This window comes from Streptomyces durocortorensis, assembly GCF_031760065.1.
Lineage (GTDB): Bacteria > Actinomycetota > Actinomycetes > Streptomycetales > Streptomycetaceae > Streptomyces.
In genome coordinates this window covers 3,178,597-3,190,778 of record NZ_CP134500.1, presented here as the reverse complement: position 1 = coordinate 3,190,778, position 12,182 = coordinate 3,178,597, and the positions used below count along the sequence as shown (strand labels likewise).

Sequence of the window (12,182 nt, the reverse complement as noted above, 5' to 3'; positions counted from 1 at the left end):
CTCCGCCGCCCGCGGACGACGTCCGCAGGCCCGGGCCGCTCAAGTCCTATGCCCCCGCAGATCGGGTCGCGATGCCCGAGCTTTCCGGGGAGCGTGTGGGTGGCGACGGGCAGGTCAGCCTGAAGGGACTGCGGGGCAAGGTCGTCGTAGTCAACGCGTGGGCGTCGTGGTGCGGCCCGTGTCGTGCGGAAGCTCCGGAACTCTCCCGGGTGCAGGAGGAGTTGCAGGGCAAGGGGCTGCGGGTGGTGGGGGTCAACGCGGATGTTTCGGTCGAGGCGGCGCGCTCCTTCGAGAGGGACGCGGGGCTCGTCTATCCGAGCCTGCACGACCCGCAGGGGCGGCAGCTTCTCCGGCTGCCGAAGGGCGTCGTCAACACCACCGGCTATCCGTTCACGATCATCGTCGACCCGGAGGGGCGGATCGCGGCGGCACGGATCGGGGCGATCGGTGAAGCGGAGCTGAAGCGGCTCGTCAGGCCGCTGCTCCCGTCCTGACGTGCTCTGCCCCCTCAGGCTGCTGCTCCCGGCCTGACCTGCTCTGCCCCCTCAGGCTGCTGCTCCCGTCCTGACCTGCCCCCTCAGGCCGCTGCTCCCGGCCTGACTCGTCAGACCTCGCTGCCAATCCTGCCCGTCAGACCTGTCCGCCAGTCTTCCCTCAGACCCTCTGCCAGACCTCTGCCAGACCTCTGTCAGGCCTGCCCGTCAGTCCGTCCGGCCGACGGCTCCGGTGGTGCTGCTCGGAGGAGTTCGGTGAGGAGGCGTACGGCGCCGCGTTTGTGCAGGGGGTCGTTGCCGTTGCCGCACTTGGGGGACTGGATGCAGGAGGGGCAGCCCGCCTCGCACTCGCAGGAGGCGATGGCTTCACGGGTCGCCGTCAGCCATGTACGGGCGGTGTGGAAGGCGCGCTCGGCGAACCCGGCGCCGCCCGGGTGGCCGTCGTACACGAAGACCGTCGGCAGCAGGGTGTCCGGGTGGAGCGGTACCGATACGCCGCCGATGTCCCACCGGTCGCAGGTGGCGAAGAGGGGCAGAAGGCCGATCGAGGCGTGTTCGGCGGCGTGGAGGGCGCCGCCGAGGATCTCCGGGTTGATCCGGGCGGCGTCGAGCTGGTCCTCGGTGACGGTCCACCAGACGGCTCGGGTGCGCAGGGTCCGGGGCGGCAGGTCGAGCTTGGTCTCGCCCAGGACCTCGCCGGTGATGAGTTTGCGACGGAGGAAGGAGACGACCTGGTTGGTGACCTCGACGGAGCCGTAACAGAGCCGCCCCTGACCCCAGGGGACTTCGGTGTCGGTCTCCAGGACGCTGATGGCCGTGGTGTCGCGGGCGACGGTGGAGTACGGCGGGTCGGCCTGCTCCACCAGGGCGACGGAGTCCTCCAGGTCCAGTTTCCGGACCAGGTGGGTGCGGCCCTGGTGGAGATGGACGGCGCCCTCGTGGACGGCGGTGTGGGCGGCGGCCGCGTCGACGGTGCCCAGCAGGCGTCCGGTGCCCTCCTCGACGATCTGCACGGGGCGGCCGCCCCCGCCCCGGATGTCGGCGAGGTCGACGGCTCGTTTGCGGCGGGTCCAGTGCCAGCCCGATGCCCGCCTGCGCAGCAGCTTCGCCGCCTCCAGCTGCGGGAGCAGTTCGGGCACGGCGGGACCGAAGAGCGCGATGTCGGGTTCGGTGAGAGGCAGTTCGGCGGCCGCCGCACACAGATGGGGGGCGAGGACGTAGGGGTTGTCCGGGTCCAGCACGGTCGACTCCACGGGCTGTTGGAACAGCGCCTCGGGGTGGTGCACCAGGTAGGTGTCCAGCGGATCGTCCCGGGCCACCAGGACGGCGAGGGCGCCCTGGCCCGAGCGGCCGGCGCGGCCCGCCTGCTGCCAGAGGGAGGCCCGGGTGCCCGGGTAGCCGGAGATGACGACCGCGTCGAGGCCGGAGACGTCGATGCCGAGCTCCAGGGCGGTGGTGGCGGCCAGTCCGAGCAGCTCGCCGGAGTGCAGCGCCCTCTCCAGGGCGCGCCGCTCCTCGGGGAGGTAACCGCCCCGGTAGGCGGCGATCCGTTTCGGCAGCGAGCGGTCCACCTCCGCGAGGCGCTCCTTGGCGATCACCGAGATCAGTTCGGCGCCGCGCCGGGAGCGTACGAAGGCGACCGAGCGGACGCCCTGGACGGTCAGGTCGGTGAGCAGGTCGGCGGTCTCGGCCGTCGCCGTACGGCGTACGGGGGCGCCCTTCTCGCCGTGCAGGTCGGTCAGCGGGGGCTCCCAGAGGGCGAAGACCAGCTCGCCGCGCGGGGAGGCGTCGTCGGACACCTCACGGACCGGCAGGCCCGTGAGGCGCCCTGCGGCCACCGCGGGGTCCGCCGCGGTGGCCGAGGCGAGGAGGAAGACCGGATCTGCCCCGTAGCGGGCACACAGGCGGCGCAGACGGCGCAGGACCTGGGCGACGTGCGAGCCGAAGACGCCCCGGTAGGTGTGGCACTCGTCGATCACGACGTACCGCAGGGCGCGCAGGAAAGAGGACCAGCGGGGGTGGGAGGGCAGTATTCCGCGGTGCAGCATGTCGGGGTTGGTCAGGACGTAGTTCGCGTACTGGCGCACCCACTCGCGTTCCTCGACCGGGGTGTCGCCGTCGTAGACCGCGGGCCGGACGGCATTGCCGAGCGGAGCCGCCAGGGCCTTCACCGAGCGCCGCTGATCCGCTGCCAGGGCCTTGGTGGGGGCGAGGTACAGGGCGGTGGCGCCGCGGCCGTTCGGGGCCTCGGAGCCGTCCAGGAGGGTACTGAGGACCGGTGCGAGGTACGCGAGGGACTTCCCGGAGGCCGTGCCGGTGGCGATCACGACGGACTCGCCGTCCAGCGCGTGCTCGGCGGCGGTCGCCTGATGCGCCCACGGATGGTCGATTCCGGCTTTTTCGATCGCCGAGATCACTTCTGGCCGGATGCGATCCGGCCAGATGGCATGGGTTCCCGATCGTGGGGGCAGGTGCTCCGTATGAGTGATGCGCGCGGCCCGGCCCGCCCCTGTGGCGAGCCGGTCGAGGATCATGGCGGGAGAGGGGCGCGAGTCCCCACTCTCGGGTGGTCGTCCGGGACGGTGATTCTTGGCCATCGGCACCGAGTGTGTCACTGGCGTGACGGACAATGGTCCCAAGGCGTCGTGCATGGCTGCTGGTAAGTGATTGAATGCCATCGCGGCTGGCGATCCGTCCCCTGGCCTCCGTCGGGGAGACTGAGGGGCGACCGCTCGATAGCAAGGTGCTGGAGGATCCGTGGACCTGTCCCTGTCGACTCGCAATGTGTCCGGCCCTGGTGGCGACCGTACGGTCGTCGAGGTCGGTGGCGAGATTGATGTGTATACCGCGCCCAAGCTGCGCGAGCAGTTGGTCGAGTTGGTGAATGACGGCAGCTACCACCTGGTTGTCGACATGGAAGGTGTCGACTTCCTCGACTCCACCGGCCTCGGCGTGCTCGTGGGTGGCTTGAAGCGTGTCCGGGCCCATGAGGGCTCGTTGCGCCTGGTCTGCAACCAGGAGCGCATTCTCAAGATCTTCCGGATCACAGGTCTGACCAAGGTGTTCCCGATTCACACCACGGTCGACGAGGCTGTCGCCGCCACCGACTGAGGTCGGAGTGGACCGGCCCCCGGGCCGGTCGGCAGGTAGCGAACAGGCCGGCAGCGGCAGCGCATGGGCCGCGACGGGCGGGCGGTCGACCTTCGGGTCGGCTGTCGGCCTTGTCGGCTTCCGGAAGAGGAGAGCAGGGGTGCCGGGCCACAAGCCCGGGGCCCCTGAGGCGTACGCCCGAACGTTCGAGGGGGATGGCATGGCCACCGTTGAACTCCGCTTCAGCGCCCAGCCTGAACATGTCAGGACGGCCCGCCTGGTGGCGGCCGCCGTGGCGCGCCGGGCCGGCGTCGACGAGGCGGTGCTCGACGAGGTCAGGCTCGCCGTCGGCGAGGCGTGCAGCCGTGCCGTGGGGCTGCACCGTAGCCACGGCATCACCGAGCCGGTCAGCGTCGCGCTGACCGAGGACGAGAAGGCGTTCTCCATCGAGGTCGGGGACAGCGTTCCCGGCCCCGGCAGCGATTCCGCAACGTCCAAAGCGCGCAACGGCGCCGGTGGGTCCGGGGCGGGGCTGGACGAGCCCGATCCCGAGACCGACGGTGAGGGCGAGGACGAGATGGGCCTCGCGGTCATCAGCGGCCTCGTCGACGATGTGGAGGTCCGCTCCGGTGCGGCCGGCGGGGTGATCCGCATGAGCTGGCCGACGGCCGATGCGGTGGCGCGTCCCTGAGGGCCCCGACGCCCTTTGCCCGGCGGAGACCCGCAGGCGATGTTCATTTTTCCGAGGCCCTGCTGAGCAGGGCCTTTTTTCTTGGGTCTCTTCGTGTAATGCGCTTGCTCCATTACTGCATTCGAGCAGGATCCCTCCGTTGATCTTTCGGCGTTGGGGGGGGAGAGCGATCAATTCTCTTCCCGCCCACTGTTTTGATCAGGTTCCGCTCCCTACAATCCGTCCACGTCTTGAGCGCTGAGCGTCAAGGAGGACGTATGGCGGAGTTCCTCACCACCCCAATGGCAGCACTGACGCAAGAATCCGCATTTTCCGACCGACCCGTCTCCCTCGCGGCGGCGGTACTCACCGGCGACAACCGGCTGATCATCATCGTGGTGGCGGCCGTCGCCGTCGCCGCGCTGGTCGTCGCCCAACTGCTCGTACGCCAGGTCCTGGCCGCCGGTGAGGGCACCGAACGCATGAAGGAGATCGCCGCGGCGGTCCAGGAGGGCGCCAACGCCTATCTGGCCCGGCAGCTGCGCACGGTCGGCGTTTTCTCCGTCGTCGTGTTCTTCCTGTTGTTCCTGCTGCCGGCCGACAACTGGTCGCAGCGCGCGGGGCGTTCGCTGTTCTTCCTGGTGGGCGCGCTTTTCTCGGCGGCGACCGGATACATCGGCATGCGGCTCGCCGTACGGAGCAATGTGCGAGTGGCCGCGGCCGCGCGGGAAGCGACTCCCGCGGAAGGCGAACCGGAAAAGGATCTCACCGCCGTCTCGCACAAAGCGATGAAGATCGCTTTCCGTACCGGTGGCGTGGTCGGAATGATCACGGTGGGGCTCGGCCTGCTCGGGGCCTCCTGCGTGGTGCTCGTCTACGCTGCCGACGCGCCCAAGGTGCTGGAGGGCTTCGGCCTCGGCGCGGCGCTGATCGCCATGTTCATGAGGGTCGGTGGCGGGATCTTCACGAAGGCCGCCGACGTGGGCGCCGACCTCGTCGGCAAGGTCGAGCAGGGCATCCCGGAGGACGACCCGCGCAACGCCGCGACCATCGCCGACAACGTGGGCGACAACGTCGGTGACTGCGCGGGCATGGCCGCCGACCTCTTCGAGTCCTACGCCGTCACGCTCGTCGCCGCGCTCATCCTCGGGACCGCCGCGTTCGGCGACTCCGGACTCGCCTTCCCTCTGATGGTTCCGGCGATCGGTGTCGTCACCGCGATGATCGGGATCTTCGCGGTCGCCCCGCGCCGCACCGACCGCAGCGGGATGACCGCGATCAACCGCGGCTTCTTCATCTCCGCGGTGATCTCGCTCGCCCTGGTGGCCGTCGCCGCCTTCGCCTATCTGCCGTCCTCGTACGCCGAACTGGACGGGGTCACCGACGAGGCGATCACCGGGCACGGTGGCGACCCGAGGATCTTCGCCCTGGTCGCGGTCGCCATCGGCATCGTGCTGGCCGCGCTCATCCAGCAGCTCACCGGCTACTTCACCGAGACCAACCGCCGCCCCGTCCAGGACATCGGGAAGTCCTCGCTGACCGGACCGGCCACCGTGGTGCTCGCGGGCATCTCCATCGGCCTGGAGTCGGCCGTCTACACCGCGCTCCTGATCAGCCTCGGCGTCTACGGGGCGTTCCTGCTGGGCGGTACGTCGATCATGCTGGCGCTCTTCGCGGTGGCCCTCGCCGGGACCGGGCTCCTCACCACCGTCGGGGTCATCGTCGCCATGGACACCTTCGGTCCGGTCTCCGACAACGCCCAGGGCATCGCCGAGATGTCCGGGGACGTCACCGGGGCCGGGGCGCAGGTGCTCACCGACCTGGACGCGGTGGGCAACACGACCAAGGCCATCACCAAGGGCATCGCCATCGCCACCGCCGTCCTCGCCGCGGCCGCGCTCTTCGGCTCCTACCGCGATGCCATCGCCACGGCCGTCGCGGAGGTCGGGGCCGGAGCGGGCGAGCTGGGGCTGAGCCTGGACATCTCGCAGCCCAACAACCTCGTCGGCCTGGTCCTGGGCGCCGCGGTCGTCTTCCTGTTCTCCGGGCTCGCCATCAACGCCGTCTCCCGGTCCGCCGGGTCCGTGGTCTACGAGGTCCGGCGGCAGTTCCGCGAGCACCCCGGGATCATGGACTACTCGGAGAAGCCGGAGTACGGGCGCGTCGTCGACATCTGCACCCGGGACGCCCTGCGCGAGCTGGCCACGCCCGGACTGCTCGCGGTGCTGGCGCCGATCGCGGTCGGGTTCAGCCTCGGCGTCGGCGCGCTCGGCTCGTACCTCGCGGGCGCCATCGGCACAGGGACGCTGATGGCGGTGTTCCTCGCCAACTCCGGCGGCGCCTGGGACAACGCCAAGAAGCTCGTCGAGGACGGTCACCACGGCGGCAAGGGCAGTGAGGCCCACGCCGCGACCGTCATCGGCGACACGGTCGGCGACCCGTTCAAGGACACGGCGGGCCCGGCGATCAACCCGCTCCTCAAGGTGATGAACCTGGTCGCCCTGCTCATCGCTCCGGCGATCGTGCAGTTCAGCTACGGAGTGGACGCGAGTCCCTGGGTGCGGGCGCTGGTGGCCGTCGTCGCCATCGTGATCATCGTCGGGGCGGTCTACGTCTCCAAGCGGCGAGGCATCGCAGTGGGTGACGGCGAGGCTCCGGGCGATGGCGGCCCCTCGGTCCCGGCCCCGGACCCCGCGGCGGCCCCGTGAGCCGCACGGACGGGCGCGTCGGCCCCACGTCCGGGTGACGTGGGGCGGCGTGTGGCCGGGGCGGGGGCGGGCGGCGCATGCGGATGCGCCGCCCGCCCCTCCGCGCGTGAATCCCTGCCCGGTGCCGTACGTTCCCGATCGTGTGTCCGAATCTCGGGCCGAGTGGCGTCTCCCTCATTCTCCTTGGTGCAAATGGCTTCAAAAGCGTGCACATCGGATGCCCGTCACCCGGTTGTCGTCCCCTCGGCGTGTAAGTTCCGGGGCCGAGAGCCTTGGAAGGGACCAATCCGGTGAACAAGAAGCTTGCAGCCGCACTGTCCGGCGGTGCGGTACTCGTACTGACGCTGTCGGGTTGCAGCGACGACAGCGACAACAAGGTGAACGACTGGGCCAAGAAGGTCTGCGACGAGGTCCAGCCCCAGCTGCAGAAGATCGCCAACGCCAACGCCTCCATCCAGCAGCAGACCGCGGACAACAGCAAGCCCGCCGATGTCCAGAAGACCGACTCGGCCGCCTTCCAGCAGATCTCCCAGGCGTACAAGTCGCTGGGCGCGGCCGTGGACTCGGCGGGTCCGCCGCCGGTCGACGACGGCGAGACCACGCAGAAGGAGGCCGTCAAGGAGCTCAATGACTCCTCCAAGGCGTACGCCGGCCTCAAGACCCAGGTCGACGCCCTCGACACCAAGGACCAGGCGAAGTTCGCCGATGGCCTGAAGGGCATCGCCGACGAGCTGAACAAGATCAGCACCAGCGGTGACCAGGCGCTGAAGAAGCTTCAGTCCGGTGAGGTCGGGGTCGCCATGTCGAAGCAGAAGGGCTGCCAGAAGCCCACGGCCTCGACCGGAGCCTCGGGCTCCGGGGCGCCCGACGCCGGCGCGGACGCGTCCCCGGAGGCCTCGGCGTCCGCGGACAAGAAGTCGTAGCCAGCGTTCCGCGGCGGCCCGGACACTCGATGAGCGTCCGGGCCGCTGCCGTTGTCAGTGGGACCGGACACAATGGGTGGCGTGAGTAAGACCAGCCTTCCCGCAGCCGACCATGCCGCCGTCCTCCGCGAGGCCCTGCTCGCCGCGGACTTCACCGCCGACGGGCTTCTCGACCGGCTCGGCGCGCCCGCCTATGCCGCCCTCGCCCGCAGCGAGACGGTCCCCGCCCTGCGGGCCACCCGGGGCGGCACGCCGCTCGACACGCTGGTGCGGCTGTTCCTTCTCCAGCGCCCTGTCGCCCAGGAGCAGGCCCGTGCCGCCCTGCCGCTGGAGGAGTGCGTCGCGGACGGCTGGGTGACCCGTGAGGGCGGTGCGGGCGGTGAGGTCCGCGCGAGCGTCGACGTACGGCCGTACGGGGGGCCGGACGGCGAGGACTGGTTCATCGTGTCCGACCTCGGATGCGCGGTCGGCGGTGCGGGGGGGATCGGCTCGCGCGAGGAGGGCGTCGTCCTCGGCGTCGGCGGGGCCTCCACCACCCTCGCCGGGATCACCGTGCGTACGCCGGTGGCCTCCGCCCTCGACCTCGGTACGGGCTCCGGCATCCAGGCGCTGCACGCCGCCCAGCACGCGACCCGGGTCACCGCCACGGACCTCAACCCGCGCGCCCTGGAGTTCACCCGGCTCACCCTGGCCCTGTCCGGCGCCGCCCCCGCCGACCTGCGCGAGGGCTCCCTCTTCGAGCCGGTCGGCTCCGACACGTTCGACCTGATCGTCTCCAACCCGCCCTTCGTCATCTCGCCCCGCGCCCGTCTCACATACCGGGACGGCGGCATGGGCGGCGACGACCTGTGCCGCACGCTGGTGCAGCAGTCCGGGGACCACCTGAATGAGGGGGGCTACGCCCAGTTCCTCGCCAACTGGCAGCACGTGGAGGGCGAGGAGTGGCAGGACCGGCTGCGTTCCTGGGTGCCGTCCGGCTGTGACGCCTGGATCGTGCAGCGCGAGGTCCAGGACGTCACGCAGTACGCCGAGCTGTGGCTGCGGGACAGCGGTGACCACCGCAGCGACCCCGCCGAGTACACCGAGCGGTACGAGGCGTGGCTCGACGAGTTCGAGGCGCGCGGCACCAAGGCTGTCGGCTTCGGCTGGATCACCCTGCGCAAGTCCGCCGCGGCCGCCGCCGGGAATCCCTCGGTCGTCGTCGAGGAGTGGCCGCACGCCGTGCAGCAGCCGCTCGGCCGGGCCGTCCAGGACCACTTCGCCCGCCAGGACTACCTCCGCGACCAGGACGACGCGGCGCTGCTCGCCGGGCACTTCAGCCTGGCCGCCGAGGTGGTCCAGGAGCAGGTCGGCCTGCCCGGCGCGGAGGACCCCGAGCATGTGGTGCTGCGTCAGCACCGGGGCATGATGCGGGCGACCAAGGTGGACGCGGTGGCCGCCGGGTTCGCCGGTGTGTGCGACGGCTCGCTGCCCGCGGGGCGGATCCTGGACGCCATCGCGCAGTTGATGTCCGAGGACCCGGTGCTCCTGCGCGACCGCACCCCGCAGGCGATCCGGCTGCTGGTCGAGGAGGGCTTCCTGGAGCCGGTGGCCGGGGGTACGACGAGAAAGGGCCTCGGGTGAGGGCGGCGTGATCCGGATCGAGCTGGACGAAGCCACGCTCGGGGCCCCCGGATCGCTGTCAGCCCGCTGTGGGACGCGTTCTGCAGCATGCACCTCGCGCTGCCGCACCGTGCCCCCTCCTGGCCGTACGAGCACTGGGTGGGCCCGGGCCCGCGAGGTGCTGCGGCACGACGAGCGCATACGGCCGCTGCGGCTCCTGGCCCATGGGCCGCACAGCTTCCCGGACTTCCTGCTGCCCCGGCCGGTCGGAGCCTCGTCCGTCGACGCCGAGCTGGACATCATCCGTGCCACCCCGGGCGACGTCGCCCTAAAGGGCGTACGGGAGCACTACGCGGGGATGGAGGAACACCCGCACGTCCGGCCGTACGTGGACGACCCCGAGTCCGCCTGCGCCACCCTCGCCGAGGCCTACGCGGCGTACTGGGAAGGTGCGCTGGAGCAGCACTGGCCCACCGGTTCGCGGCCATCGCGGGCGGCGCGATACGCGCGCTCGACACCCCCGGCAGGCTCAAGTCCCGCTTTCAGGAACGCGACATCCGGGAGATCGACGCGTACGGCGCGGGCGACGAACACCTCGACCGCATCCGTGCCCTGCCCGGCGAACAGGGCGCGGCGGCCGAGGAACGCGGCAGCGCGCAGACCGTCTCCGTGCAGTCGGACGCGGGCGCCGACCTGCACGCCCCGGTGCTCGCCGCGCTGAACGGAATCCGGATCGGACGGGTCCTCACCCGTGAACCCACCCTGGAGGACGCGTACATCGCCATCGTGGAGAGAGCGGAGGGAACGGAGGGAGATCAAGGGGACAAGGGCGTCAGGGAGCCGGGCTGATGGGCATCTGGTCCTCGGTGCTGCTCGGTTCGGGCGGCGCGGTGCAGAACCAGCGCTGGCTCGGCACGCTGGGGACCCTGGTGGCCTCGCCCACGCCGCTCGCCCTGGTGCTGCTGCTGTCCGGGACGCTCGTCCCGGTCACCGTACTGCCGGAGTGGGCGCTTCCGGTCTCCTGGGCGCTGCCCACCACTTGGGGGGCGCGGGCCGTGCACGCGGCGACCTCCGGCGGGCCGGACGGAGTGGGCGGAGGGGGCGGAGGGGGCGAGCGAGCGGTACCGCCGACGTGCTGGTGCCCATGGCCGCCGCCCTCGCCCTCGGGGCGTTCTGCGCGCTGCTCGCCGTGCTCGTCCTCGGCAGGGTCGAACGCCGTGCCCGGGCCGCGGCCACGCTTTCGCTCGCCTGATGACGATGGCCAGGAGCCGCCGTATGCCCGCCACCCTCCGTACCCTGCGCCGCCTCGTCGTCGGAGCCATCTCGTATCGCGCCCTGTTCAACTGGACGACCCCGCCCATGTTCATCGGCACCCTGCTGGTCGGGTCGCTGCTCCAGCTCCGCTGCTTTGTATTCCTTGGACGTCAGCTCCAGGTGGCCGACGACCACTTCTATCTGCTGGGCAACACGGTGCTCGCCGCCTCCACCGCGTGTTTCCACGGCGGCACGATGGCGCTCTCCAACGAGTGCCGGTACGGGACCCTGGGAGCGGTGCTTCTCAGCCCCCGCCACCGGGCTCCGCTCTGGATCGGCCGGGCCCTTCCCTATGTCCTCTACGGACTCCTCATCAGCGTCTTCACCCTCTCCGCCGCTTCGCTCCTGCTCGGCCTGCGGATTCCGGTCGGTGCTCTGCCGGGGCTCGGGGCGGTGCTCGTCGCGGCCGCCGCCGGGTGCTCGGCGTTCGGGCTGGCGCTGGGTGCGCTCGGGCTGCACTTCCGGGACGTCTTCCTGGTCTCCAACGTGGCCGGATCCCTGCTGTTCCTGCTCACCGGGGCGAACGTGCCGCGTGAGGTGCTCCCCGGCTGGATGCGGGCGACGGGCGACGTACTGCCGCTCACCCATGCCGTGGAGGCCGCCCGCGCGCTAGCCGCGGGCGGCCGCCTCAACGGGGGGCTGCTCGGGACCGAGCTGCTGGTCGGCGCCGGGTACGGGCTGCTCGCCGTGCTCCTTCCGGCGGCCTTCGAGCGGGGCAGCCGACGGCGCGCGACCCTCGACGTCATGTGACGTATGCGACGCGACCGCCAGGCCCGGGTGCGACCGCCAGGCCAGGACGCGACCGCCAGGCCGGCGAGGGCCATGGGGGGCCATAGGGGTGCGCCGCTCGGGCGAAGGCGTCGGTGCGTCGTGCGGCGGGGGAGTGCTGTTCACCCGGGGTTCGTGTGGGCGATGTCCCGGGGTGGCAGCCTCCCCGGGACGGTCACGACAGCCGAGGGGCATGACGAGGGGAACGACATGGAGAGCGTCTCAGCAGTCTTCGCCGGGACGGCCCTGACGCTGTTCGGTGCCGCCCTCCTCATCTGGACAGGGGCGCGCGTTCTGCATCGCGCGCCGGTTGCGCACGGTGTGAGCCCCGTCGCCTCCACCGCACTCACGACGCTCTTCGGCGTAGTTTTCCTCGCCCTCGGCGTGTGGTGCTTCACGCTGGTCTGATCCCCGCCCCCGGCGGGGCGCGCCCGGGGCGGTGGGCCGCCCGGGGGGTACCGGTACCGCCTCCGGAAACACGTAGGTCAGGGCTTCGCGCGGCGCGGACCCGACGGTCCGGGCGGCAGGAATGGCGGAAGTCGGGTTACCGTTCGAGTGGCCGTTGCGGGCTTTTGCCGTTTGACACGGGGGCGGGTTGTACCGTCACACTCCG

Annotated in this window: 10 protein-coding genes; 9 read left to right on the top strand and 1 reads right to left on the bottom strand. The window is 71.2% G+C overall.

Going from position 1 to position 12,182, the window contains the following annotated elements; all coding sequences use genetic code 11:
* Positions 1-71 precede the first annotated feature (71 nt).
* Positions 72-494 carry a TlpA family protein disulfide reductase gene (locus RI138_RS13970; protein ID WP_311120176.1) on the top strand — a complete coding sequence of 141 codons (423 nt, stop codon included), beginning with the start codon at positions 72-74 and terminating at the stop codon, positions 492-494.
* A 194-nt stretch (positions 495-688) separates the two neighbouring features.
* Here RI138_RS13970 and RI138_RS13965 read toward each other — a convergent pair whose 3' ends face one another.
* A complete protein-coding gene (locus RI138_RS13965) occupies positions 689-3,172 on the bottom strand; it encodes a DEAD/DEAH box helicase (RefSeq protein WP_311120175.1) in 2,484 nt (827 codons plus the stop codon).
* A 79-nt stretch (positions 3,173-3,251) separates the two neighbouring features.
* On the opposite strand from RI138_RS13965, the gene RI138_RS13960 reads away from it, so the two are divergent.
* The 8 genes from RI138_RS13960 (at position 3,252) to RI138_RS13925 (ending at position 11,977) form a co-directional block, all read left to right on the top strand.
* Complete coding sequence (locus RI138_RS13960) at positions 3,252-3,605, top strand: STAS domain-containing protein (protein WP_003967428.1); 354 nt, start codon at positions 3,252-3,254, stop codon at positions 3,603-3,605.
* Positions 3,606-3,804: 199 nt separating this feature from the next.
* Entirely contained in the window at positions 3,805-4,275 is a 471-nt protein-coding gene (locus tag RI138_RS13955; protein WP_311120174.1) for an ATP-binding protein, read from the top strand.
* 257 nt (positions 4,276-4,532) lie between these two features.
* Positions 4,533-6,962 (top strand): sodium-translocating pyrophosphatase, encoded by a 2,430-nt coding sequence (locus RI138_RS13950; RefSeq protein ID WP_311120173.1) that lies wholly within the window; start codon positions 4,533-4,535, stop codon positions 6,960-6,962.
* Positions 6,963-7,252: 290 nt separating this feature from the next.
* Positions 7,253-7,885, top strand: a complete 633-nt coding sequence (locus tag RI138_RS13945) for a small secreted protein (protein WP_311120172.1) — start codon at positions 7,253-7,255, stop codon at positions 7,883-7,885.
* A gap of 81 nt (positions 7,886-7,966) precedes the next feature.
* Positions 7,967-9,508 (top strand): DUF7059 domain-containing protein, encoded by a 1,542-nt coding sequence (locus RI138_RS13940; RefSeq protein WP_311120171.1) that lies wholly within the window; start codon positions 7,967-7,969, stop codon positions 9,506-9,508.
* Between the two features lie 648 nt (positions 9,509-10,156).
* Complete coding sequence (locus RI138_RS13935; protein WP_311120170.1) at positions 10,157-10,336, top strand: hypothetical protein; 180 nt, start codon at positions 10,157-10,159, stop codon at positions 10,334-10,336.
* A gap of 426 nt (positions 10,337-10,762) precedes the next feature.
* The gene (locus RI138_RS13930) at positions 10,763-11,551 is read left to right on the top strand and encodes an ABC transporter permease (protein WP_311120169.1); all 789 of its coding nucleotides are present in this window, start codon (positions 10,763-10,765) and stop codon (positions 11,549-11,551) included.
* A gap of 228 nt (positions 11,552-11,779) precedes the next feature.
* Positions 11,780-11,977: a hypothetical protein gene (locus RI138_RS13925; protein WP_096623049.1), complete on the top strand. Its 198-nt coding sequence runs from the start codon at positions 11,780-11,782 to the stop codon at positions 11,975-11,977.
* Positions 11,978-12,182: the final 205 nt, after the last annotated feature.